Annotated in this window: 23 protein-coding genes; 12 read left to right on the top strand and 11 right to left on the bottom strand. The window is 61.5% G+C overall.

Translation table 11 applies throughout. The features are described 5' to 3' along the window. Positions 1-112: 112 nt before the first annotated feature. Complete coding sequence (locus WCA85_RS20380; RefSeq protein WP_424066685.1) at positions 113-463, bottom strand: chemotaxis protein; 351 nt, start codon at positions 461-463, stop codon at positions 113-115. A 287-nt stretch (positions 464-750) separates the two neighbouring features. On the opposite strand from WCA85_RS20380, the gene WCA85_RS20385 reads away from it, so the two are divergent. Together WCA85_RS20385 and WCA85_RS20390 are read left to right on the top strand one after the other, a co-directional pair. Next, positions 751-2,073, top strand: a complete 1,323-nt coding sequence (locus WCA85_RS20385; RefSeq protein ID WP_424066686.1) for a DNA topoisomerase IB — start codon at positions 751-753, stop codon at positions 2,071-2,073. Positions 2,074-2,191: 118 nt separating this feature from the next. After that, a complete protein-coding gene (locus WCA85_RS20390) occupies positions 2,192-2,866 on the top strand; it encodes an HAD family hydrolase (protein WP_424066687.1) in 675 nt (224 codons plus the stop codon). A 94-nt stretch (positions 2,867-2,960) separates the two neighbouring features. Here WCA85_RS20390 and WCA85_RS20395 read toward each other — a convergent pair whose 3' ends face one another. Beyond that, complete coding sequence (locus tag WCA85_RS20395) at positions 2,961-3,368, bottom strand: hypothetical protein (RefSeq protein ID WP_424066688.1); 408 nt, start codon at positions 3,366-3,368, stop codon at positions 2,961-2,963. A 638-nt stretch (positions 3,369-4,006) separates the two neighbouring features. Here WCA85_RS20395 and WCA85_RS20400 point away from each other — a divergent pair. Both WCA85_RS20400 and WCA85_RS20405 read left to right on the top strand, forming a co-directional pair. Further along, positions 4,007-4,546, top strand: coding sequence for a PRC-barrel domain-containing protein (locus WCA85_RS20400; RefSeq protein ID WP_424066689.1), 540 nt, complete (start codon positions 4,007-4,009; stop codon positions 4,544-4,546). A 75-nt stretch (positions 4,547-4,621) separates the two neighbouring features. Then, entirely contained in the window at positions 4,622-5,203 is a 582-nt protein-coding gene (locus tag WCA85_RS20405; RefSeq protein WP_424066690.1) for an FUSC family protein, read from the top strand. A gap of 76 nt (positions 5,204-5,279) precedes the next feature. On the opposite strand, the gene WCA85_RS20410 is transcribed toward WCA85_RS20405, so the two are convergent. Beyond that, entirely contained in the window at positions 5,280-6,332 is a 1,053-nt protein-coding gene (locus WCA85_RS20410; protein ID WP_424066691.1) for an aldo/keto reductase, read from the bottom strand. A 216-nt stretch (positions 6,333-6,548) separates the two neighbouring features. Between WCA85_RS20410 and WCA85_RS20415 the strand changes: the two genes are divergently transcribed. Then, on the top strand, positions 6,549-11,360 hold the full coding sequence (locus WCA85_RS20415; protein WP_424066731.1) for a DEAD/DEAH box helicase: 4,812 nt from the start codon (positions 6,549-6,551) through the stop codon (positions 11,358-11,360). Positions 11,361-11,388: 28 nt separating this feature from the next. Here the strand turns inward: WCA85_RS20415 and WCA85_RS20420 are convergent, their stop codons facing one another. Further along, positions 11,389-12,492, bottom strand: coding sequence for a malate/lactate/ureidoglycolate dehydrogenase (locus tag WCA85_RS20420; protein WP_424066692.1), 1,104 nt, complete (start codon positions 12,490-12,492; stop codon positions 11,389-11,391). A gap of 13 nt (positions 12,493-12,505) precedes the next feature. After that, entirely contained in the window at positions 12,506-13,969 is a 1,464-nt protein-coding gene (locus WCA85_RS20425; RefSeq protein ID WP_424066693.1) for a M20 family metallopeptidase, read from the bottom strand. 172 nt (positions 13,970-14,141) lie between these two features. Between WCA85_RS20425 and WCA85_RS20430 the strand changes: the two genes are divergently transcribed. Together WCA85_RS20430 and WCA85_RS20435 are read left to right on the top strand one after the other, a co-directional pair. Further along, on the top strand, positions 14,142-14,456 hold the full coding sequence (locus WCA85_RS20430; RefSeq protein WP_424066694.1) for a superinfection immunity protein: 315 nt from the start codon (positions 14,142-14,144) through the stop codon (positions 14,454-14,456). Positions 14,457-14,483: 27 nt separating this feature from the next. After that, entirely contained in the window at positions 14,484-15,116 is a 633-nt protein-coding gene (locus WCA85_RS20435) for a LysE family translocator (RefSeq protein ID WP_424066695.1), read from the top strand. A 223-nt stretch (positions 15,117-15,339) separates the two neighbouring features. Here the strand turns inward: WCA85_RS20435 and WCA85_RS20440 are convergent, their stop codons facing one another. The 6 genes from WCA85_RS20440 to WCA85_RS20465 form a co-directional block, all read right to left on the bottom strand. Continuing rightward, complete coding sequence (locus WCA85_RS20440; protein WP_424066696.1) at positions 15,340-15,621, bottom strand: YodC family protein; 282 nt, start codon at positions 15,619-15,621, stop codon at positions 15,340-15,342. A gap of 563 nt (positions 15,622-16,184) precedes the next feature. Then, positions 16,185-16,610: an OsmC family protein gene (locus WCA85_RS20445; protein ID WP_424066697.1), complete on the bottom strand. Its 426-nt coding sequence runs from the start codon at positions 16,608-16,610 to the stop codon at positions 16,185-16,187. A 206-nt stretch (positions 16,611-16,816) separates the two neighbouring features. Further along, positions 16,817-17,371: a carboxymuconolactone decarboxylase family protein gene (locus tag WCA85_RS20450; protein ID WP_424066698.1), complete on the bottom strand. Its 555-nt coding sequence runs from the start codon at positions 17,369-17,371 to the stop codon at positions 16,817-16,819. 29 nt (positions 17,372-17,400) lie between these two features. Further along, positions 17,401-18,747 carry an aspartate aminotransferase family protein gene (locus tag WCA85_RS20455; protein ID WP_424066699.1) on the bottom strand — a complete coding sequence of 449 codons (1,347 nt, stop codon included), beginning with the start codon at positions 18,745-18,747 and terminating at the stop codon, positions 17,401-17,403. A gap of 41 nt (positions 18,748-18,788) precedes the next feature. Next, a complete protein-coding gene (locus tag WCA85_RS20460) occupies positions 18,789-19,841 on the bottom strand; it encodes a C45 family autoproteolytic acyltransferase/hydolase (RefSeq protein WP_424066700.1) in 1,053 nt (350 codons plus the stop codon). Between the two features lie 212 nt (positions 19,842-20,053). Continuing rightward, positions 20,054-20,914, bottom strand: a complete 861-nt coding sequence (locus tag WCA85_RS20465; RefSeq protein ID WP_424066701.1) for a MurR/RpiR family transcriptional regulator — start codon at positions 20,912-20,914, stop codon at positions 20,054-20,056. A 756-nt stretch (positions 20,915-21,670) separates the two neighbouring features. Between WCA85_RS20465 and WCA85_RS20470 the strand changes: the two genes are divergently transcribed. From WCA85_RS20470 to arsH, 5 genes are read left to right on the top strand one after another with little or no spacing between them, the layout of a single operon-like run. Continuing rightward, entirely contained in the window at positions 21,671-22,003 is a 333-nt protein-coding gene (locus WCA85_RS20470; RefSeq protein ID WP_424066702.1) for an ArsR/SmtB family transcription factor, read from the top strand. Beyond that, positions 22,000-22,458: an ArsI/CadI family heavy metal resistance metalloenzyme gene (locus WCA85_RS20475; RefSeq protein WP_424066703.1), complete on the top strand. Its 459-nt coding sequence runs from the start codon at positions 22,000-22,002 to the stop codon at positions 22,456-22,458. The genes WCA85_RS20470 and WCA85_RS20475 overlap by 4 nt, the downstream gene beginning before the upstream one ends. Further along, positions 22,455-23,525 (top strand): ACR3 family arsenite efflux transporter, encoded by a 1,071-nt coding sequence (gene arsB, locus WCA85_RS20480; RefSeq protein ID WP_424066704.1) that lies wholly within the window; start codon positions 22,455-22,457, stop codon positions 23,523-23,525. Before WCA85_RS20475 ends, arsB begins: the two co-directional genes overlap by 4 nt. A gap of 8 nt (positions 23,526-23,533) precedes the next feature. After that, positions 23,534-23,956 carry an arsenate reductase (glutaredoxin) gene (gene arsC, locus WCA85_RS20485; protein ID WP_424066705.1) on the top strand — a complete coding sequence of 141 codons (423 nt, stop codon included), beginning with the start codon at positions 23,534-23,536 and terminating at the stop codon, positions 23,954-23,956. Beyond that, the gene (arsH, locus tag WCA85_RS20490; RefSeq protein ID WP_424066706.1) at positions 23,956-24,720 is read left to right on the top strand and encodes an arsenical resistance protein ArsH; all 765 of its coding nucleotides are present in this window, start codon (positions 23,956-23,958) and stop codon (positions 24,718-24,720) included. The genes arsC and arsH overlap by 1 nt, the downstream gene beginning before the upstream one ends. Positions 24,721-24,993: the final 273 nt, after the last annotated feature.

The raw sequence follows: 24,993 nt of genomic DNA on the forward strand, positions 1-24,993 counted from the left end.
GCGAGAGTGAAAAAAATTCAGCGATCGTTGTGCCTGGATCTCGCATACAGCCTGTCCCGAAGCTTCTCCGCATTCGTTTCACGCTATTCAGCAAAACCCATGCCCATACGAATCAGGCGTTATTGGGACTGCCCGGTTCGTCGAGGTCGTCAGGTGCAACGAGGTTTTCCACGCGGTCCGGTTCGATGTCCGCGTCTGGCGAAAGATTGGCGTCGCCATCGGCAGCGGCCCGTTCGCCGGTGCCGTGCCTGTCGGTATCGCTGCCCAGTTCTGAGTCGCCGGTTTCCAGTGCGTGATTGTCCAATTCCGAATCGACATCGAAAACATGGCGCTTGGCGCCCGCCACGTCGCTGCCGCTATCCGAGGAATCGCTCGGGCCTAACGCACCGGTTGTGCTGGCGGTTTCGTGAATCTGTTGCGGCTCGCCGTGTGGTTCGTCGTCAGGGTTCAATGTGCTGCTCATGTCAACCTCCATGGTTTGCGGGAAGTATTCAGTACCTGCATGAAAGCGCCGCAAGGACTGTTCCGCACACGCCGCGGCTGGAGGGTTGGAAAGCTTCGCCGCTCGGTGCGTGCAGATTGCGCAAGGGCTGCATGCGAGGCGTCCTCGCAGGCTTAGGCACTGCCCTTGCTTTGAACTACGACAAACGGCAAACGGCAAACGCCAGCGACTGCAACGATTCGGCATTCGCGGCGCTAATCCCGGCGAACCGCATAATCCGCCCTAAACCTCAGCGTTGACCGCCAATCATGACGACTCCGTCCCAATCCACTCCTGATCAGGCTGCAGACGCCGCTGCGAACGCGGTCACTGCGCATGCGGCGATGCCCAGCGGTTTGCGCCACGCAGACGACACACGTCCCGGTTACACGCGCAAATTGCTTAAAGAGGGATTCGCCTACTTCGACGTGGACGGTAAGCGGATCGACGACACTGACGAGATTTCGCGCATCAACGCACTCGCCATCCCGCCCGCGTACGCCGATGTATGGATCTGCCCCGATCCGCGCGGCCACTTGCAGGCGACGGGTCGCGATGCGCGCGGACGCAAGCAGTATCGATATCATCCGCGCTGGCGCGAGACGCGCGACGCAGACAAATACGAGCGTCTCGCCGCCTTCGGCCGGGCACTGCCGAAGATCCGCGCACGCGTCGCCCGCGATCTGAAGCTCGGCGGCATGCCGTGCGACAAAGTGATCGCAGCCATCGTGCAATTACTCGACGCGACGCTCATTCGCGTCGGCAGCGTCGAATATGCGCGCGATAACCAGTCTTATGGGCTCACGACGCTGCGTAAAAAGCACCTGAAAATCGAAGCGGGCCAATTGCGCTTCCGGTTTCGTGGCAAGAGTGGCATCGAACACGATGTGACCATCGACCATCCACGCGTCAAGCGTATCGTGCGACGCTGCGCCGAGTTGCCCGGCCACGATCTGTTCCAGTACATCGACGACGACGGCACCCGGCACACAGTCGGGTCAGCGGATATCAACGACTATCTGAAACGCGCGAGCGATGCCGACTTCACCGCCAAGGACTATCGCACGTGGGCGGGCAGTGTCTACGCATTCGCCGCCTTGCGTCGCCTGTTATGCAGCAGCGCGGCGGAAGCGCGGCGCCACCTTGTGGCGACGGTTAAAGAAGTGGCCGCGCTGTTGCGCAACACGCCTGCCGTGTGTCGCCGTTGCTATATCCACCCGGTGGTGATCGAAGCCTTCGAGGCTGACGAGTTGCACGGACTTATCGACTGTCGCGCACGCCGCGGCCTGCGCGTCGATGAAGCGGCATTCGCCACACTGCTGACCCGCACTGCCGCACGCGCCGCCAGGCAAGCCACAAAACAGGCAGCAAAACGTGCGGTGAACCGCAAGCCCGGAACACGCGCCGTGGCTGGGAGAAGCGCCAGGGCCGCAGCCGGCTGCGATGCCATCGCAGCAGCGGCCGAAAAGGATCTCACAGCACTCCTGAAGAAATCACGCACGTTGAAAAAAACCTCGGCCAGCAAAGGTGTCGCCAGCGGTTCGCACGCGCACGAGGTCAAACGTGGCGGAGCGCGGGCCACCTCCACCTGATCGGCGCGCTCACCGCCTCGACTTCCCGCCCGATTGCCGCATTCGCAGCACAGTTGCACCAAGGCGAATTACCATAGTGACTTGTCCGCCCGCCCCCACTTTGTTTCGGAGAGTCATTATGCGTATCGAAACCGCCTTTCTGTTCGACCTCGATGGCACGCTAGTCGACAGCGTGTATCAGCACGTCCTCGCGTGGAAGCAGGCGCTCGATCAGGAAGGCATTGAACTATCAGTGTGGCGCATCCATCGCAAGATTGGGATGAGCGGCGGTCTGTTCACGAATCAACTGCTGCGGGAGACCCACAGCAACATGACGCCCGAGCTGATCGAGAAACTGCGCCATCTGCATGCCGAGGCGTACAAGCGGCTGGGTACCCAGGTGCGGCCGCTGCCCGGCGCGCGTGAACTGCTCGCGGCGCTGACCGAAAGCGGCACACGCTGGGCAATTGCGACCAGCGGCCGGATGGAAACCGCTGCCGTCAACCTGGCCGCGCTCGGCGTCGATCCGGACAAAACGGTCGTCGTGACCCGTGACGACGTCAAGTACGCGAAGCCCGATCCGGATCTGTTCATCGCCGCAGCGCAGCGGCTCGGTGTGCCGATCGACCATAGCGTAGTGGTCGGCGACAGCATCTGGGACATGCTTGCAGCGCGGCGCTGCCGGGCCCTAGGGGTGGGTGTGCTATCCGGTGGTTACGGTGCGGATGAGCTCGAGCGCGCGGGTGCGTTGCGTGTCTACGAAGATCCAGCGGATCTGTTGCTGCATCTGGATGAAGTGGCCGCGCGGCCTTAGTCCTCACGAAACGCGGGCGTTCGGGTTGCACCGGACGCTCCAATGCATGCGCTTGAACAGAACCGATTCTGGACAGCCACCTCGCCAGGATGAGCTACCAGGGACTGCAAGGCGCCATCAACAGCATCGCGATATCAGTTGCCAGCAGTCCGAGGACGAACATCGTGCTGGAGAGTGCACAGACGCGCGAAAGGAACCAGTCGCGCTCGGCTCGTGTGCCCTTGAACGCTGCGGGAAAACGCCACGGAATCCGCGCCGTACGCCACAGGTTGCGCCAGGCAATCGACGCGCCGAGGCCCGCGAAGATCAGACAGAGCAAGCTTGCAATGGAAACCGTGAGCGGCGTCCTCGGCATGGTATGGACCTCGAACAGCGGACCACTTGCCACGCATCCCTGACCCAGCACCAGTTCGGCAATACCTAGTTGCGCCAGCCACGCTAGCGGCGCAAACAGCAGCGCGATCAGGGTCTGCAGCGCGCTGACCGTTTGTGCTATTTGCACCGTTGGCAACGTTTGCACAATCGGCTGATCTCGTTGCGCGGCGCGGCCGTCCCGACGCTCGTCTGATGCCGGTGGCCGAATTTCCGTGCGGTGGCCTGGGCCGTGCCGCGAGGTGGCGCGCGAGTGAAATCTGTCCGCGGTCATGCTTGATCCGGTGAAAAGTCTTGATGCGCTTCGCTGCGAAAGAGCCGGATCGGATTGCAGGCGACCCGGTTTCTTCGGATCCGACGCCGCCGTTCGGCATTGCCAGGCCCATCTTTCACTGCAGCGCAGCAAGATTTGGGCCGAATACGGGCTCGGCGAGTCACCGCCTTTATGCAGCGGCGCTCCAAGGGAGACACGTAGGACTCGCACGTGGACCAGAACACTTGACGCGCGCAAGAATTGCAAATTTTTCGCACGCATTACCGTGCGGTCGTCCATCTATGGGCGTCTGGCGAACCGCCGGTCTAAGGCAACTGTAAGAGACCAGCGCGCAGAACGTATAAACCCACGGACTACGACTTGCGGTCCCAGGCTCACCTCGCCACAGGGCTATGCGCCCACTCACCGACAAAACCAGCCTGCCATAACGCTTCATGCGAGGAACACGCGTTGCTAAAACTCAAGGACATCAATCCTTCATAGGGAGAATCATCATGACCATGCTCAACGAAACGCGCGGCACAGCAGGCGCGAAGATCGTGGGTGCAGGCGGCGCCAGCGCGGCTGGGCCCGGCCCGGAGGTGATGGCTGCGAGTACGCTCGATGGCGACAAGGTGCTTTCTATCGAGGGCGACGACATCGGCAAGATCAAGGACATCATGCTCGACGTGCGCTCCGGCCGGGTCGCTTATGCGGTGCTATCTAGCGGTGGTTTTCTCGGCATCGGCGACAAGCTGCTCGCTATCCCGTGGCACGCACTCACGCTCGACACCGAGCGCAAATGCTTTCAGGTGGGGATGTCGTCCGAGCGCATCAAGAATGCGCCGGGCTTCGACAAGGACCATTGGCCGTCGATGGCCGATGAAACCTGGGCCACTTCGATTCATCAGTTTTACGGCCGCGAGCCGTATTGGAATCCCGGCCGGGTCCACGACGGGGACCTTGTCGAACCGCGCAGCCGCGACGACCTGGGCGTCGAAGCCATTCCGCCGGGCAGTTCCGATGCGCCAGAAGCCGGCGGCGTCAAACTGTGATGGGTAGCGGCGCGCGCAACCCCATAAAATGGAGGGCATTTCCTCGAACCATGCTGACGCGAGCCCTCATCTCCCATGACGCCATCCCCCCACGCCCGGCGCGCAGCGCGGCTTAGCGCCGCCAATTCGCTGTTTGCCTTTCTGAAGGCTATCCCGCTCCCCGACCGGCTGATCGAAGGCTGCATCATGGCGTTGCAAGCCGTGGCGGGGGCGAGCCTCGCCTACTGGATAGCACAACTGGTCCACGCCGAGCAGCCCTTCTGGGCCGCCATCACGGCGATTGGCGTTTCGCAGCACAGCTACGTGGACACCCGCAAACTATCGCGCGACCAGTTTATCGGCGCGATGGTCGGTGGCGTTTGCGGTCTCGCTGGTGCGGTGCTGGGCCACGACCATTTTCTGGCGTACATCGCGACGGTGGCCTGCGCGATCATCATCTGCTGGGGAGCGAATATCGGCAGCGCCGCGCGTCTGGGCGGCATCACGGCGACCATCATGCTGCTCGTGCCACGGATTGGGCCGCCGTGGCAGGTAGCGCTCGAGCGGCTCGGCCAGGTCACCCTCGGCACCGTCAGCGCGTTGCTTGTGTGCTGGTTGATTGCCAACGCCGAGCGGCGCTGGTTCGGCAAGGTCGAGGGCGAAGCCAAGGCAGGCTAAGCGACGCTAAGCCTCCTTAAGGCACTGGCGGGCCGCGCAGATGCGGCTGCCGCCCTTCATTCCCCTTGACGCGCCATCACTCCCCGCGCTGACCGCTTTCCTTGAGCTGCGCCCGGCGCGGCTCGCCTTGGCGCTCCAGCATCCACCCCGGATATTCGGACGGCAGCGCGCTCACCGCCTCGAGCTTCGCCAGTTCGTCGGCATTCAACTTCACTTGCGTAGCCGCGATGTTGTCGTCGAGCTGTTCCACCGTCTTCGCGCCCACGATCACCGACATCACCGCGCGTCGCTGCAGCAGCCACGCAAGCGCGATTTGCGCCACCGATACGCCTTTTGCGTCGGCAATGCCACGCATGACGTCGATGCAGTCATCAGCGCGCTCTCGATTCACCGGCGGAAAATCGAATGTCGTGCGACGGCTACCCGTTTCGCCCTGCTGTTCACGACCGTACTTGCCGCTGAGTAGCCCGCCTGCGAGCGGACTCCAGACCATCAGACCCAAGCCTTCGCTTTGCAGCATCGGCATCAGTTCCCGCTCCAGGTCGCGACCCGCAATCGTGTAATAGGCCTGCAGCGTCTCGAAGCGCGCCAGACCGTGGCGCTCAGCAATACCTAGCGCCTTGACGATCTGCCACGCGGCCCAGTTCGACACGCCGACATAACGGACGTGGCCGTGCTGGACCAAGGTATCGAACGCGCGCACCGTCTCTTCGATCGGGGTTGCCGGGTCGAAACCGTGAATCTGGTAAAGATCGATGTGATCAAGTTGCAGACGCTTCAGGCTCGCCTTGATGCCATCCATGATGTGATAGCGCGAGGCGCCCCGCGTATTGGCCGATTTAGCCGTCTCGCCAAACACCTTGGTCGCGACCACGACCTGATCGCGCGGCACCTTGAGATTTTTCAGGGCTTGCCCGGTGATCTGTTCGGAGAGGCCTTGCGCATAAACGTCGGCGGTATCGATGAAATTGATACCGGCATCGAGCGCGCGGCCCACCAGACGTTCCGCATCGGCCTGTTGCAGATCGCCGATCTGCCGCCAGATGCCTTCACCACCGCCAAACGTCATGGTGCCCAGACAAAGCTCAGAAACAAACAGGCCGGTGCGGCCTAGCTGGTTATAACGCATCGTGAGCACTCCGCCATGTCAGTGGAAACATCTGAGGATACTGCATGCGGGAAATTCCGGCTGACGGCATGCCGGCGCGCGCTGGAGTTCGTAGGCACGCGCGAATGCCCGCCTGGCAAGCGTGTGCGAAACCTGCGAGACTGGTGAAACACTCCGCAAACCGGACGGTACTGCCGTCCTCTGGATATGGCTCGCCGCGTCCCCATCTACGCCAGCATGTCGCCCGCCTCTCCTGCCTCGCCAGGCTCTCTCGCCGCTTCGTCCGCCGGCGTGCTGGATAGTTTTCATCCGGCTGTCGCCGGCTGGTTCCTGAAGACGTTTCCCGCGCCCACCGACGCGCAGGCGGCCGCATGGCCGGCCATCCGCAGCGCGCGCTCGACGCTGGTCGCCGCGCCCACCGGATCAGGCAAAACGCTCACGGCGTTTTTATCGGCACTCGACGACCTCGTCCAGCAAGGACTCGCCAACGGCGGCGCGCTGCCGGATGAAACACTGGTGGTCTACGTCTCGCCGCTAAAAGCGTTATCCAACGATATTCGCCTGAACCTGCAACTTCCGCTGGAAGGCATCGGCGCGGAACTGGCGCAACGCGGCCTGCCATCGCTGGAAATCCGTACCGCCGTACGCACGGGCGACACCACGCAACAGGAGCGCAACGCGCTGCGCAAGCGCGCGCCGCACATTCTCGTGACGACGCCAGAGTCGCTTTACGTGCTGCTCGGCTCCGACTCGGGCCGCCGCATGCTGGCGACGACTCGCACCGTGATCGTCGATGAAATTCACGCGCTTGCGGGCAGCAAACGCGGCAGCCATCTCGCGCTCAGTCTCGAACGGCTCGACGCGCTGTGCGGCCGGCGCGTGCCGCGCATCGGCCTGTCCGCGACGCAAAAACCGATTGGTGCGGTGGCACGTTTTCTGGTGGGCGGCGCCAGCGTGACGAGCGAGACGCCAGCGGACTGTGCGATCGTCGACGTCGGTCATGTGCGCGAACGTGATCTCGCGCTGGAGATTCCGCCGGTGCCGCTGGAAGCCGTAATGGCCAACGAGGTGTGGGAACTCATCTACAACCGCCTCGCTGAACTGATCGCGCAGCATCGCACGACGCTGATTTTCGTCAATACACGCCGCATGGCCGAGCGCGCCGCGCGCCATCTCACGGAACGGCTCGGCAAGGATGCGGTTGCCGCGCATCACGGCAGCCTTGCCAAAGAGCATCGTTTCGACGCCGAGCAACGGCTCAAGCGCGGCGAACTGCGCGTGTTGATCGCGACGGCCTCGCTGGAACTGGGCATTGATATCGGCGACGTCGACCTTGTCTGCCAGATGGGTTCGCCCCGTGCGATCGCGCCGTTTTTGCAGCGGGTCGGACGTTCGGGGCATCACGTCGGTGGCATGCCAAAGGGACGGCTGTTTCCGGCCTCACGCGACGACCTGATCGAATGCGCCGCGCTGCTTGATTGCGTGCGACGCGGCGAGCTTGACGCGTTGCAGATTCCCCGCGCGCCGCTCGACGTGCTCGCACAGCAGATTGTCGCGGAAGTATCGAGCGCGGAATGGAGCGAGGATGCGCTGTTTGATCTGGTGCGGCGGGCCGCACCCTATGCCGAATTGGCCCGCGACCAATACGATGCCGTGCTGCGCATGCTCGCAGAGGGCTATACCAGCCGTCACGGACCACGCGGCGCGTATCTGCATCGCGATGCGGTAGGCGGCACGCTGCGTGGACGGCGCGGCGGCAAACTGGTGGCGGTGACTTCCGGCGGAACGATCCCCGAGAACGCCGATTACGCGGTGATTCTCGAACCGCAAGCCGTGAATATCGGCGCCGTCAACGAAGACTTCGCCGTGGAGAGTCTCGCCGGAGACGTGTTTCAACTGGGTAATGCGTCGTATCGGATTCTGCGGGTCGAAAGTGGACGCGTGCGAGTGGAAGACGCGCAGGGTCAGCCGCCGAACATCCCTTTCTGGCTGGGTGAGGCGCCGGGGCGTAGCGACGAGCTGTCCTTTGGTGTGGCGCGGTTGCGCACGCAAATCGATCAGTTGCTCGATGGTGCTGATGAGCCGCAGACGGTTGAGGCAGTGGCGGGTGCTCCGGTTAGCGCGGCACGGCATGGCGGTCAGCGTGGACGGCAGTTCACGGTTGTGGAGGCTTCCGTTTCGGAGACCGAGACCCCTGTTTCAAAGGCTTCTGTTTCAAAGGCTTCTGTTTCAAAGGCTTCTGTTTCGAGGGCTTCCGTTTCGAGGGCTTCCGTTTCGAAGGCGTCAGTTTCGAAGGCCTCGGTCTCCAGGGTCTCAGCTTCAAAGGTTTCAATCTCCGATGCTTCGGTCTCCGACGTAGTTGTTACGCGGCTGCCAGCCGCAAGCGTATCCGTTGGGCACGTGCCGAACGTGGGCAACACTGAGAGTCGAACGTCAGTCAACGGCACCAGTCCATCACACACGCCCGCATCCGTTGCCCCCCGCATCGAACGTGCGGTGGACTGGTTGTGCGGCACTCTCGGCCTGAACGAAGCGGCCGCGCGCCAGATCGTCGATTACCTGGCGCGGGCACGCGCCGCGCTAACGACGCTGCCCACACAAAACACGCTCGTCATGGAGCGCTTCTTCGACGAGTCAGGCGGCACGCAACTGGTCATTCATGCGCCGTTCGGCAGCCGTCTCAATCGGGCATGGGGCCTCGCCCTGCGCAAGCGCTTTTGCCGCACCTTCAATTTCGAATTGCAGGCCGCCGCCACCGAGGACGCCATCATCCTCTCGCTGACCGGCAGCCATAGCTTCGCACTGGATGAAGTGTGGCGCTATCTGCACTCGAACACGGCAGAACATATCCTGATCCAGGCACTGCTCGATGCCCCGCTGTTCGGCGTGCGCTGGCGCTGGAACGCTACCACGTCGCTCGCTCTGCCGCGCTATAGCGGCGGCCGCAAAACCCCGCCGCAATTGCAGCGCATGCGCAGCGAAGATCTGCTGGCGGCGGTGTTTCCGGATCAGGCGGCGTGTCTGGAAAACATTGTCGGCGAGCGCGAGCTGCCGCATCACCCGCTGGTGGATCAGACGGTAGACGACTGCCTGCATGAAGCCATGGACACTGACGGCTGGCTGCATCTGCTGCGCCGCATCGAACGAGGCGAAGTGCAACTGGTCACGCGCGAACTGCCTGCGCCCTCGCCGCTCGCAGCCGAAATCCTCACGGCCAAGCCTTATGCATACCTCGACGACGCGCCAATCGAAGAGCGTCGCACCCAGGCTGTGCTCAACCGTCGCTGGTCCGATCCCGCGTCGGCGGACGATCTGGGTGCACTGGATGCGAACGCAATCGAAGGGGTGCGCGACGAAGCGTGGCCGCAGCCGCGCAATAGCGATGAAATGCACGAAGCGCTGACCGGCCTTGCCTGCATCACCTCCGTCGAGGCGCAGCTGAACGACGGCTGGCCTAGCTGGCTAACGGCGCTCACGCAATCCGGCCGTGCGACCCAGATGCAGGTGACGCCTGACGTTTCGCTATGGCTGCCCGCCGAACGGCTGACAGCATTGCGCGCGCTCTATCCAGACGCGCCGATCGAGCCGCCAATCCAGCCGCCCAAGGGCTTCACCGACTCATGGAACGTCGACGACGCGCTCGTCGAGACCATCCGCGCCCGGCTGACCGGCTTCGGCCCGCTGCCCGTCGCCAGAGTCGCCGACGCTTTGGCGTTGCCCCATGTCGCCGTCGAACAGGCCCTGACGACGCTCGAAGCCCAAGGCTATGTGATGCGCGGTCGTTTCACACCGGGCGCCTCCACGGAAGAATGGTGCGAACGGCATCTGCTGGCTCGGATTCATCGTTATACGGTGCGACGCTTGCGGCGCGAGATCGAACCGGTGGAGCGACATGACTACATGCGCTTTCTGTTCGAATGGCAGCATCTGACTCCTGAGACGCGCGGCGAAGGCCGCGACGCGCTCGCCGCCGTGCTGGAACAGTTGGCCGGATTCGAGGCCGCCGCAGGCGCGTGGGAAGACGATATCCTGCCTGCCCGTCTCAAGGACTATTCAGGCAGCTCGCTCGACGAGCTATGCCGCGCCGGCAAACTGGTCTGGACCCGCCTCACCGAGCGCTCACGCACCGCGGCTGCGCCCGTGCGCAGTACGCCGATCGTGCTGTTGCCAAGACGGGATGTAGCGATGTGGAGCGGGCTGATCGATCAGTCGAAAGAGCCGCAACTATCGTCAAAAGCGCAAAGCGTGTACGACGCATTGAAGCAGCACGGCGCGATGTTCTTCGACGAACTGCTCACAGATGTCCGTCTGTTGCGTATCGAACTGGAGAACGCGCTAGGCGAACTGGTCGCTGCCGGCCTGGTGAATTCGGATAGTTTCGCGGGGCTGCGCGCGTTGCTCAAACCGGTCGCCAAGCGTCACGCGTACTACGCGGGTCGGCGGGGGGCGCGCGCAGGCGCGCTGATCGGCGGTATGGACGACGCGGGACGCTGGGCGCTTGTGCGCCGCCGCAATCCGTTGATGGACAACGCGACGGCCGACGCGGTGAAATCTGCATCGTCCCAGTCCAACGGTCGTGCGGCGCAGCTCGCGCCGGAGGTACTCGAACAACTGGCGATGGCCCTGTTGCGCCGCTATGGCGTGGTGTTCTGGCGCGTGCTCGAACGCGAAGCGCAATGGTTGCCGCCGTGGCGTGATCTGCTACGCGTTTTGCAGCGGCTGGAGGCACGTGGGCTGGTGCGCGGCGGACGCTTTATCAATGGGCTCGCGGGTGAACAGTTCGCGTTGCCTGAAGCGATTCCGTTGCTGCGCGAAGTGCGCCGTCATGCCAGCGATGGTGCTTTGATCTGCGTGGCCGGAACCGATCCGCTCAACCTGGTGGGCACCCTCCTGCCGGGCAACAAGGTGCCGGCAGTGGCTGGCAACCGCGTTTTGTATCGCGACGGTGTGGCGGTGGCGACGCTCGTGGCAGGCGAATTCAACTACCTCGTGGATGCCGAGGGGGCGGCGAAGGAACTGCTGCGTATGCGCCTTGCGCACAGGTATTGATTGACGGTCACTCTTCCCGCCACACCCGCTACCGCAAATTCCCCGCCCATCGCTCCACCTGTTCCGCCGGCATCCCTACCGCACGCGCCGCGTCGCCAATCTGCTGCCAGGTCGTCAGGTCAATCGGCACGCCATGCGCTTCGCGCTCGGCACGAGTGACGCGCTCCGGTTCACCAGGTTCCTGGATATGCTGAGTGCCCGCAGCAAGCGGCGAGTCCTTCACCCAGTCGACGAACGCTTGCGCTTCCGCCTCAGCGTTGGGAGCGTCGAACGCAGCCGGGTTGATGATGACCGACAGCATGCAATTGATGATGGCGCTATTGGTGCCCAGCGTGTCCGCGTGAGTCGTAAATCCACCCGATACCGCGCCACCGAAGATTTCGCACATCGCGGCCAGCCCAAACCCCTTGTGGCCACCGAACGGCAACAACGACCCGACCGGCTCTTCAAGCATCACCTTGGGCTCTAGCGTCGGCTCGCCGGCGTGATTGATCAGCGAGCCTGGCGGCACCTGCTTGCCCTTGTTGTATGCGACACGCACCTTGCCGAACGCCACCGCACTCGTGGCAAAGTCGAGCACGAGCGGTGGCTTGCCGGTACGCGGATAGGCAGCGCAAAACGGATTAGTGCCAATCCGCCGGTCAGTGCCGCCGAACGGTGCGACCAAGGGATCGCCCGCCACGTTGACGAAGTGAAACGAGACCAGCCCGGCACGCGCGCATTGCTCGGCCCAGTGGCCGATTCGTCCAATATGGTGTGCGCCGCGCAACCCCACCGCACAGATGCCAAGCTGCTTCGCGCGCTCGATGCCCCGCTCCATCGCCTCGAACGCCACCACCTGACCAAAGCCCTTGTTGCCTTCGATGGTCAGCACGGCACCGGCATCGCGCAAAACTTCCGCATGCAGGTTGAGCTTGAGTTCATCATCGCCCAGCGAGGCGACATAACGCGGAATCATGCCGACGCCGTGCGAGTCATGCCCGGTCAGATTGGCGGCCAACAGATGATCGGCGACCAGTTGCGCCTCGCGCGGCGCGCTGCCCGCCTGTTCCCAGATCGCACACACATAGGCATGCAGATCGTCAGCCGGGATCTTCAAAACGGACGGTTGGGCAGCGTTATTATCGTTCACTGATACCGTCATCTCAAGGCGCCGCTGCGATCACTTCAGCCACCGTCGCCGTCAACTTCTTGCCGTACGGCACGTGCAGGAACTCGTTCGGGCCGTGCGCGTTCGACTTCGGTCCGAGCACGCCGCACACCATGAATTGCGAATGCGGGAAACCTTCCCTGAGCACGTTCATCAGCGGGATCGTGCCGCCTTGTCCCATGTAAGCGCAATCCGCGCCGTAGTGCTGGCGCGATGCATCGTTGAGCGCCGAGGCCAGCCAGGGCGCCAGATCCGGCGCGCTCCAGCCCGTTGCGGCGCCCGCGTCCGGCTTGAAAGTGACCTTGGCGTTGTAGGGCGGATCGAGCTCGAGTAACGCTTTCAGTTCGCCGACTGCCTTGACCGCATCGATCATCGGCGGCAGGCGCAGCGACAGCTTGAATGCAGTGCGCGGACGCAGCACATTGCCGGCATCGGCGATGGACGGCAGACCGGCCGCGCCCGTGACCGATAGCGACGGACGCCATGTGGAATTGAGCAGCGCTTCCTTGGGATTCGTCGTGGTAGGCAGCACCTGGCGGCCATCCTGACCGCACGCCCACGGGATTTTCTTCCAGACGTCGTCGCCCAGAATCTGCGCCGTCGCCTCGGCTTCGCGCAGACGGTCTGCCGGGATCGGGGAATGGAAGCCCTTGGGCAGCAGATTGCCATTCGACGCATCCTCAAGACGGTCGAACAGTTGCCGCATGATGCGGAAACTTGATGGCGTGATGCCACCGTAGCCACCTGAATGAATGCCTTCGTCGAGCACCTGCACTTCGAGGTCGCCCGAGACGAGGCCGCGCAGCGAAGTGGTGAGCCAGAGCTGATCATAGTTGCCCGCACCTGAGTCGAGGCAGACCACGAGACCCACTTTGCCGAGTCGCTCGCGCAGTACATCGACATACGGCAGCAGATCGTAGCTGCCCGATTCTTCGCAGGTTTCAATCAGGCCGACGCAGCGCGGCCGCTCGACGCCTTGCGCATCCAGCGCGGCCAGTGCCGTCAGGCTGGCATAGATCGCGTAACCGTCGTCGGCGCCTCCGCGGCCATAGAGCTTGTCGTTTTCCAGCTTGGGCGTCCATGGCCCGAGGTCGTTACGCCAGCCGTCGAATTCAGGTTGCTTGTCCAGATGGCCGTACAGCACGATCGTTTCGGTGCTGCCCGAGCGCGTGGCCGGCGTCTCGAAGAAGATCACCGGCGTGCGGCCCGGCAAGCGGATAACTTCGAGCTTCAGCCCCTTCACCGGCTGATGTTCGGCCCACTGCGCCGCGTCCGTCACCACCCGCTCGATAAAGCCATGCTTCACCCATTCCGGATCGAAGGCCGGGCTCTTGGCCGGCACCGCGATGTAGTCGGTGAGCGCGGGCACGATCTCGTCATTCCACTTGCGATCGACAAACTCGCGCAGCGTGTCGTGATCGATGGCCTTGGGTTGATGGAGGGTATCGTCGGAAATCATGGTGGCGGGTCCGGAACGGTCGAAACGCACATGATAGCCCTCTCGCGTTCCGGCCTGAAGCCCCCCATTCGGCTAAACGAAGCGGACAAAAGTACGTGTCTGCTGCACAAATCCGGTAATCGCGCGACAATTGAAAGGTTCAGCCATATTCACCCCCATAGGGAGCGCCGCCATGGGAAGCAGCATCGTCGTTCAGGCGGTAGGCGCGGTTGTGGCGCTCGCCGTGTATTTCCTGCCGGCCATCATCGCCGACCGGCGCAAACGCCATGACCTGCTGACGCTCGCGCTCTTCAATGCATGCCTCGGCTGGACGGGATTCGGCTGGCTGGGCGCGCTTTACTGGGCGCTGCAGCCCAATCCACCGAAGAACATCGCCAGCGAAGTGGAACAGACGCGCCGTATCGTCAAGATGAAAAACTTCTCCGTGATGCTGGTGCAGCGGGTGCAGAGCCGCTCGGCACGTGGCGCGCGCGGCAAGAGCGAATGACAGAACCACCAACCGGAACCGAAACACATGCCTGAACTCGCGAAACTCCTCACCTTCGGCCTCGTCTCGCTCGGCATGGCGCTCACGCCAGGTCCGAACATGATCTACCTCGTCTCGCGTTCGATTTGCCAGGGCCGTACCGCAGGGCTCATCTCCCTCGGCGGTGTCGCGCTCGGATTCGTTGTGTATATGTTGTGCGCCGCGCTCGGCATCACGGCCTTGCTGCTGGCCGTGCCGTTCGCCTACGACGCGCTGCGCTTTGGCGGCGCGCTGTACATGCTGTGGCTCGCGTGGCAGGCCGTTAAACCTGGCGGGCGCTCGCCATTTCAGGTGCGTGATCTGCCGGCGGACAGCCCGCGCAAACTGTTTGCAATGGGTTTCGTCACCAATCTGCTGAATCCAAAGATTGCCGTGCTGTATCTGTCGCTGCTGCCGCAGTTCATTGTTCCGCAGGACGGCAATGTGCTCGGGCAATCGCTGGTGCTGGGCGCCGTTCAGATCGGCTTTAGCCTGACGATCAATTGCATGGTCGCGCTGATGGCTGGTTCGATCGCCGTGTTCCTCGCGAAACGTCCCGCCTGGATCGTCGTGCAGCGCTGGCTGATGGGCACTGTGCTCGCGGGTCTCGCAGTGCGTATGGCTACGGAAGCCCGACGGTAGTTTTTCTGGCCGGGCCGGTTCTTCACGAGGCTGGCTGCGAGACGGTGGCTTAGATGCGGCAGCTTGGATGCGGGATGCGGGATGCGGCAGCTTGGATATGGCGGTTTAAATAAAAGGCTGCGCGCAAGGATGGCCGGGAGAACTCCTGGCCGGTTTATGACGGTTGTCTATGTTGTTTGCCGGGCTGCGTGAGGCCACGGCCTTCCAGCCCTTTCCGATGAACTCAGGCGGACTGCGAGAGGCGCCCGATGCCGCCAAATTTCACCGACCCAGCAGGGATAGAGCGCGGTTCGAGCCGGACCCGTTCCCGCTCGAAGCGTTCCTGGCGCAGTTCGCCGTGTTCGTCGAACCACTCGCAAAGCAGCCACTCGCCCGAGGTCAGAGCCACGGGACCGACGGCCGTTACCGTCATGCGCAGGCCGCCCGACTTGAGCGTGACAACGTCGCCGACGTTATATGAAATGACAGATGGTGTATCGAAGGTATCGAGTGTGGCGGTGAGCATATCAATCCCCGGTACGAAAGCGTTGAGCTGTTTTAACCCATTGTGTGAGGCAACCGGCAAGCGAAGCGGTCTTTAAAGTCTGCCAAGATTAACAATCGAATTTATTACTCGCAAGCGATTTTTAGCAATACAGTTTTCAGCGCCGCAGAAAAGACGTGTTGATCATTCGCCCGTTCTCCGAAATTATGCTCATCCATCGAAAACCCGGCCGCGATAGGGCCAACGGCGTCCAGACGACCCAGCGGCCGGGAATTATTTACGTCCCCAGACAATATTCTGATGTAAAACATGCCTGACAAATTTGTCAGACAGTGGATTAACTTTTAAATGATTGATGGATTTTTTAACCGAACGATTATTGCCACAACCACCCATAAACAGTTCGATCAACCGTGAATAACACCAGTCCGAAGTTGATTGCGATTAAATGCTGTACTGCAATATTGGCGTCATAATCGCCCGGGTTGCATTGCAGCAGTAAATGCGATCAGGCGAGCGCCTGGTGCGCCCGCCTCATTCATAACGCCTGATCGGCTTGAGCCTTGGCGAAAACCGGCTAGCGCTCAGGTTTCGAGCGTCGCATCCATGGTTATCTCAGCTTTCAGCACCTTCGACACCGGGCAACCCGCCTTGGCGTCGCCGGTGGCTTTTTCAAATGCAGCTCGGTCGCCGCCGGGAATCTTCACCTTGACGCTCAGATGCACCGCCGTAATGGCGAAGCCGCCGTCGACCTTGTCGAGCGTCAGAGCAGCCGAGGTTGCAATGCGTTCGGGCGTGATGCCCGCCTTGCCCAGTTCGGCTGAGAGCGCCATTGAGAAGCACCCGGCATGCGCCGCCGCAATCAACTCTTCCGGATTGGTACCAATCCCGTCCGCGAAACGCGTCGCGAACGAATACTGGGTGTCCTTGAGAACCCCGCTGTCAGTCGAAATCGAACCCTTCCCGTCCTGCAGGCCACCTTGCCAGACCGCTGATGCATTGCGCTTCATCGTGCTCTCCAGTGTCGACCTGTCGGCGCAGCGTTGGATTCGACCATGACACCTGCCGCAACGGTCCAGCCCGGGTTCTTGCGGTTTCGGCATCGGTCGGTGCATGCAACGCAGCGCGACAGGCGCGGGCATAGACCGAACTTCATGATAGGCGCTAACAGCGATCGGCGTAGGCAAGCGTTGCCAAGGTCAGGCAGGCGGGATGTTCACTCCGCGAACGGCAACGTCACCTGCCCTTGCGCCCGCATGTCAAACACATTCAGCGTCATTGCCACCAGCGCGTAGTAGCCAAGCAGGCCGACCAGATTGATCGTCACCTCATGCCCAAAGCGCTTTACGGTCGCCGCGTACGTCACATCGGAGACGCGCTTCGCGTCATATAGCTCGGTAGCAAACGTGTAGATCAGCGCGTCGTCGGAATCGGCGAATGCGGGCTGCTGGCCAAGGCGGATCGCCTCGGCGTCGCCTGGCAACACGCCCGCTTCGAGCGCGATTGGGTAATGGATATACCACTCCGCCTGGGCCTGCCAGCGTGCCGCCGTTACCAGGATAGCCAGTTCGGACAGACGCAGCGGCAAGCCGGTCCGGTAGCGGCAAAACGCGCCCAGCCGCTGCGCCTGCTGCGCGAGTTCAGGACTGTGAATCCAGCCTAAAAATGGCCCATTCAGATTGCCTCGCGGACCGGACAGAATCTCCTCGAGTACGGTCTTCTGCTCGGGCGTAGCGTTCGATGCGTCGAAACGCGGCAAACGATCAGTCATGGAAAACCTCTCAAATTTCGCAACGCGGATCAGACGGCAACGCGCGAGCCGGTCGCAGCCAGCGCGCCGTCGATGGCATCGGTGAGGCGGCTCACAATGGCGTCGATGTCCTGCGCCGTGCAGATAAACGGCGGCGCGAGCAGCACATGATCGCCGCTCTTGCCGTCGACGGTCCCGCCCATCGGATACACCATCAGGCCGAGCGCGAACGCCTCGCGTTTGATCGCTGCGTGCAGCTTTAGCGCTGGGTCGAATGGCGCTTTCATTTCGCGGTCCCGCACCAGTTCGAGGCCAACGAACAGCCCCCGACCGCGCACGTCGCCAATATGCGGGTGCTGCGCATAATGCTCACGCAGTTGCGCGCGTAACTGCTCACCTCGAGCCTGCACGTTGTCCAGCAGTTTGTCGTCGGCGATCACACGTTGCACTTCGAGCGCAGCCGCACACGCGGTGGCATGACCGATATAGGTGTGCCCGTGCTGGAAAAAGCCCGAGCCGCCCACGATCGTGTCATAGATGCGATCGCTGACGAGGGTTGCACCGATCGGCTGATAGCCCGCTCCGAGTCCCTTCGCGATGGTCAACAGGTCGGGCGCTACGCCGTCTTCCTCGCACGCGTACAGGTAGCCGGTGCGCCCCATCCCCGACATGATCTCGTCGAGAATCAGCAGCACGCCGTAACGGTCGCAGACTGCGCGGATCTTGCGGAAATATTCGCGCACCGGCGGCACGGCGCCGGCCGTGGCCCCCACCACCGTCTCGGCAACGAACGCGGCGACCGCGTCAGGGCCGAGTTCCAGAATCTTTTGTTCGAGTTCATCGGCAAGACGCTGCGCGAAGGCCTCCTCGGTCTCGTCAGCGCGTTGTTCACGGTACGCAAAGCACGGGCTCACGTGATGCGCTTCGATCAGGATCGGCAGGAACGGCTCACGACGCCAGGCATTGCCGCCAATCGCGAGTGCCCCAAGTGTGTTGCCGTGATAGCTCTGCCGACGCGCAATGAAATGACGTCGTTGCACTTCACCCTTCTCGACGAAATACTGACGCGCCAACTTCAACGCCGCTTCAATCGCCTCGGAGCCGCCGGAGACGAAATACACGTGCCCCAAACCCTGCGGCGCACTCGCCACCAGGCGCTCGGCAAGTTCTTCGGCAACTTGTGTCGTGAAGAACGACGTGTGCGCGTACGGCAACTGCTGCGACTGTCGCCTGATCGCGTCGATTACGCGCTGGTTGCTATGACCGAGGCATGACACGGCGGCGCCGCCGGATGCATCGATATAACGCTTGCCGGTGGAATCGATGATCTCGATGCCGTCGCCGGCGACAGCGACGGGGAGTGCCTGCTTCGGGGCACGGTGAAATACGGTGGACATACGGGTTCCTTTTCGCATGATGGCGTCCAGCGCGCGGTGTGCTAACGCCGCACCTCGGAAATATGGGCGGTTCTAGGGATAAACGTGTCGAACGCGCAGTGGGTTCGCCGATACACCTGCATCGCCACGCCATCCGCTTCGATGCGAAAGAGCGCGGTGGCGAGGGTGTTTTCGTCGTCAGGGTCCTGGGGGTCGTCGCGATAAATCGGCAAACCAGCGGGCGCCTGGTCTTGCAGCACGCGTAATAACGCGTCGTCACTCACCGGCCTGCGCAATGCGGGAAGCAAGGTTTCGACGCGCGCTTGCCGGTCGCGGGACGAGTCGGTCACGATTTGCGCTTCGGCCTCGCACCCGGGATGGACCAGATGATTGGCGTGCCCGGCGAGCGTGATGTCGGCCGCGATCGAGCAACGCTGTGCGGTGGCTTCGATGCTCAGCAAGCGTGGGTCGCCAGCACACCCCAGCGTGTGATGAAAGCCGCTGGCCCTTGGCGTATCGCGCAGCAGTTGCACCGCTTGATCCAGCGAGTCCGCGTCGAGCACGGCGCGTGCAAGGATCATGCGTGGTACGCCGGCAGCGGGCTCACGGATGCGCAGATTGTTGATGGCCTGCACAAGGCCCGCGCGACTGGCGGCAAACGTATGCCCCGGCAACGAGCCCGGATAGTAAAAACTGACGAAACCGGGTTTGCCGGCAGGCTGCACATCGACGAGATAACAGCGTTCGCGCAGATACGGGTCGCCGTCCTCGTTGTGAACGATAAAGCGTGTGTTACCCGAAGCCGCCGCGAGCGTGGTGCAGCCGTCGGGCGTGTTGTGGATCAGTTCGCCCCGGCAGTTCCACAAAAACACATCTTCGATTGGCCAGCCGAGACCAGCAGCCATACCTTCGAGTTCGACGATCTGCGCAGGAAAATACGCCTCTGCTGCGTCGCGCAAAGCCTTCACGAACGGATGACCACGCCACCGACTGACCTGCTGCCAGGCCGCGCTTTGCTGCATGTAAGCCGACATAACCGGCCGCGCCAGTTCACCCAGCCGGTATCCGATATCGTCCGGCCGACCTGTCACCTGGAAAAGACTCCACTCCTGCATCGACGCTCGTGCCTCGCTCGTGCTTCATTCTGGCCGCTACCCTGCTTACACGCACAGACATGGCAGCGGCAAACGGGCTGTCTGTGCGAGACATTGAACGTCAGCAACATTCGTTGCCGCGATTAACTCAACACTCGATACTTATTTATACATCTCAACAACATATGTTGTCAATATGAGCGTGCGCTGACAACGGGCGTTTAAACCGGGCTTCAGGGAACGTACGCCCCTTTGGCGTGTAGGGACTGCTCTGCAATTTCAAGCTGGGCGACGGCTTCGGAACCTTCGAGCGCCAGCAGATGCGCGACCAGCGATTCGGCAATCGCCGTGGCCGCCACTAGCGAGGGGAAAAATGAAGGGCTTTCGTGCGAAAAGATCAGCACCTTGTCGGCATTCAGCGCGATTGGCGAAACCGCGCTGTCGGTGATTGCGATCAGTTTGCTGCCCTTTTCCAGCGCAGCTTCCGCAACCCGCGCCGCTTCTACGGAATAAGGCGCGAAGCTGATCACGATGGTCGCGCTATCACGCGAAATGGTGCGCAACTGCATTTCCAGCGTGCCCGCCTCCCCGCTCAACAGCGAGACGGATGAGCGAAACAGCCGATAACCGTACACGAGACCAAATGCAACGGCATAGCACGAGCGAAATCCAGCAACATGCACATGCGGAGCGCGCCGCAATAAACGGGCGGTTTCGACGGTGACTCGCGCGTTGTGTGCTGCGGTGACATCGAGATTGTGTTGCTGTGCAACGAGCAAATCGTTGGCGAGAGCGTCTTTGGCATTCGCTTTAACCAGCGAACGCGCGCGCGTAGTGAGTGGTTCCGGCCGCGTGCGCACGCGCGCGACAAACAGATTGCGCAGTTCATTCCAACCTGGAAAACCGAGCTGCTGCGAGAGCCGCACCAGCGACGCCGGTTGCACCTGAGCCCGCTCGGCGACCTTGCGCATCGAGGATACGGCGACTTCGTCCGGATGATCCAGCAGGAACGCAGCGCCCATCTGGAACTGCGGGCTCAGTTCTGAAAAGCGCGCCCGGATCAGGGCGGCGAGCTGGTCGAAACTGTCGGGCATGCGGTGTTCCGGGGAGTGATCTTGACAACAAATGTTACCACCCGGCGCACCGACCTATCGCTGCTATCCCGAGGATGGTGGCTCGCAAACGAACTCTGTCCTGCCGCAAACAAAGTCGTCCGAGCGTGGTTTGCGCAAAGCAATCTGGCTCAGTGCAAATGACGACTCGCAGTCCACCGCCCTCCGCGTGAGATAACCCTTTGATTTCACAAAACTGAACGTCAGTGAGCCTTAGTCTCGCTCGAACCACTCAACACGTACTTTTCAGTCGTTGCAATTTTTACAGGGGTCCATTTTCGACGGCGTGCGTTCAGTCCAGAAAAACAATTGTTAAAATTCAAACACTTATAAATTTTCGTTGCAAACAAACCTGGCCTGAAAAATCCCGCTGGCAAACAATATCTGGCCCAAGAAAATCGCCATAACATTTTGATTTTTAAAAACTTTTTCCATGCGCGCGCGAGGGCGTCCGAGGTCATCACTAGCACAGCAAAACTGTGCGCCCACCTTCCCATGGGCCCGCCCGAGCTGCGAAGCCCGCCACAGGGACGGGTGGATGTCCTCAATTTTCGCGTGCATGCTTATCCCCGGCCCAGAACACTGTATAAATATACAGGCATGGAAAATTACCACAACTCCTCGGTGGCGGCCAGCACGGTTGAATTCTTCCGCTGTGGCATGCCATAGCTCTTCGGCCTATCCACCTATGTTTCGATAATTCTTGAAATGTCAAAACGACGGTTGTACCATTTCGCAATGGATACGAACCTCGTCGTACGCGCGCTCGGCGCGCTCGCTCATGATTCAAGACTGGCAATCTTCCGCGCGCTCGTCGTGGCGGGTCCCAACGGCCTGCCTGCGGGCGAAATTGCTCAACAACTCGGCCTCGCGCCCTCCAGCCTCTCTTTCCACCTGAAGGACCTTGCACATGCGGAGCTGGTAATCGGGCGTCAGGAAGGCCGGTTCATCTTTTACTCGGCCAACTTCGAAGCGATGAGTGGGCTGATAGGTTTCCTCACTGAAAACTGCTGCGCCGGCAACCCCTGTGGCGTGCCCGCCGCACCGCAATGCTGCGGAGAATCGAAATGAAGCGAATGCATATCCATATCGCCGTCGAAGACCTCGACGTGAGCACGCAGTTCTACGCTGCAATGTTCGGCGGCGTCGCGCCAACTGTTGCGAAGGACGACTACCGCAAATGGGAGCTCAGCGACCCGAGAGTCAATTTCGCGATTTCAAAGCGTGGAGTGAAGCCTGGTATCGACCACCTGGGAATCCAGGTCGAAACGGACGATGAGCTCGCTGAGATGCGAGCACGCTTCGCCAGTGCAGAGTTGCCTACGATGGACCAGACAGAGACAACGTGCTGTTACGCGAAGTCCGATAAAGCGTGGGCCGTTGACCCGCAGGGCGTGGCTTGGGAAACCTTCCTGACACTTGAGACGGCTCCGGCCTATGGGCAGTCCCGGCTCGACCCGCAGCCGGAGGCTGCGGCCTGCTGCGCCCCAACGCCGACGACTATCTCGTTTCGGAGTCGAACTTGAGCAGCGTCAACAGTTCAGCTCGCCGCCGTCAGCCACCTGCCATTGGCTTCTTTGAACGATACCTTACCTTTTGGGTCGCTCTTTGCATCGTCGCGGGTATAGCGCTTGGCCAGTGGCTGCCAACCACGTTCGAAGCACTCGGTCGGATGGAGCTCGCACACGTCAACATCCCAGTCGGCGCGCTCATCTGGGTGATGATTGTCCCAATGCTCGTCAAAATCGACTTTGCGGCGATGGCGCAGGTACAAGGACACTGGCGCGGCATCGGGGTCACGCTCTTCGTGAACTGGCTCGTCAAACCCTTCTCGATGGCGCTCCTCGGCTGGATTTTTGTTCGCCATGTCTTCGCGGCGTACTTGCCTTCGAACCAGCTCGACAGTTATGTTGCGGGACTCATCCTGCTCGCGGCAGCGCCCTGCACAGCAATGGTCTTCGTATGGTCGCAGCTCTGCAAGGGTGACCCCTACTTCACACTTTCACAGGTGGCATTAAACGACGCCATTATGGTTGTGGCGTTCGCGCCTATCGTTGCATTGCTGCTGGGACTGTCTGCGATTACGGTCCCCTGGGACACGCTGATAGCGTCAGTCGGACTGTACATAGTCATCCCCGTCGCCATCGCTCAGTTAATGCGCCGCCGACTGCTGATTAAAGGCGAAGCCCACTTTAAGCGCGTCGTAGCGAAGCTCGGCCCTTTTTCAATCTGTGCGCTGCTCGCGACCCTGGTGCTGCTTTTCGCGTTCCAGGGGCAGGCTATCGTTCGGGAGCCGATGGTCATCGCGATGCTGGCTATCCCTATCCTGATTCAGGTCTTTCTGAATTCTGGCCTTGCGTATCTGCTGAACCGTCGACTTGGCGTCGCTCACTGTGTCGCAGGACCATCCAGCCTCATCGGGGCCAGTAACTTCTTTGAGCTGGCTGTAGCCACCGCCATCAGTCTGTTCGGCTTCCAGTCAGGAGCGGCCCTCGCGACAGTCGTGGGTGTGCTGATTGAGGTGCCAGTGATGCTGCTGGTTGTCGGGGTGGTGAATCGGTCGCAGCGCTGGTACGAAACCGGCAATCACTAGGAACGACAATGAACGTCACCATTTATCACAATCCCGCGTGCGGAACGTCGAGGAACGTACTGGCCATGATTCGAAATGCCGGTATCGAACCTCAAATCATAGAGTACCTTGAGCATCCGCCCACACGCGAGCAGCTGCAATCGATGATTACGGCGGCAGGCCTGACTGTTCGCGCCGCGCTCCGGGAGAAAGGCACTCCTTATGGCGACCTCGGTCTTGGGGAAGAATCGCTGACCGACGAGCAGTTGCTCGATGCAATGATGGCCCATCCTATTCTCATCAATCGGCCCTTTGTCATTACGCAACTTGGCGTGCGGCTTTGTCGCCCATCTGAGACGGTCCTCGATATCCTTACAGTGCAGCAGCGCGGTGCTTTCACGAAGGAAGACGGCGAGAAGGTAGTGGACGCCGAAGGTCGGAGACTGGGTTGATGGAGTCGGCGCTTTCCAATATCGTCCCGTCAGCGCTCGACACGCCTGACCTTAAGAAGCTCGAACCTCTCGCGGTATCGACGCATGCCCCACGAATCCTCCTGCTGTACGGTTCGCTGCGGCCCACGTCATACAGCAAGCGGCTCACACTAGAGGCTGAACGAATCCTTCGACGGTTTGGCGCCGACACAAAGGTATTCGACCCGCACGGACTCCCGTTGGCCGACAGCGTTCCCGCTGACCACCCGAAGGTCGCGGAACTGCGCGAGCTTTCCACCTGGTCGGAAGGACAGGTCTGGTGCAGCCCGGAGCGACACGGAGCGCTCACTGGCGTATTCAAAAACCAAATCGACTGGCTGCCACTTGAGATAGGAAGCATCCGGCCGACGCAAGGGCGCACGCTCGCAGTGATGCAGGTCTCTGGAGGCTCCCAGTCATTTAACGCCGTGAACGCCTTGCGCGTGCTGGGGCGCTGGATGCGGATGGTGACCATTCCGAATCAGAGCTCGGTCGCAAAAGCGTTTCAGGAGTTCGACGAAAACGGAAGCATGAAGCCATCGGCCTACTACGACCGCGTGGTCGACGTCATGGAAGAGCTTTATAAGTTCACGCTGCTAATCCGCGACCGCTCAGACTATCTGACGGACCGCTACAGTGAACGTAAAGAGAGAGTCCCAGCATCTGTTTCCGAGCTTGCCAACGCAGCGATGAGCCATGAGCGAAGCACAGAAAACTCTGACACGGACCAGAGCGAGGTCGAATAGCACTTCGGCGCCCACTCATGCGCTGTCGGCATCGGCGCCCGCTCTGGTTTAACTCGTCTCGTGGGGCTCCGTCGGGGCTCGTTCATGGGTAGATAGTCACGGTTAGCATTGCCCCATCGCTCGGTCGCACCCGTGCGCGATGAGGCAAAAGCATGTCGAAAAATGCGACCGTCGCAACGTATAAGTTCGGTCGCCAAGATGTCTTTAGCTTCTTCCTCACATGAGGAACGACCTTTGACATCAATTGGAAGAGAGTCTTTTTGTTCCCATAGA

It is taken from the genome of Paraburkholderia sp. (assembly GCF_049581445.1).
Lineage (GTDB): Bacteria > Pseudomonadota > Gammaproteobacteria > Burkholderiales > Burkholderiaceae > Paraburkholderia.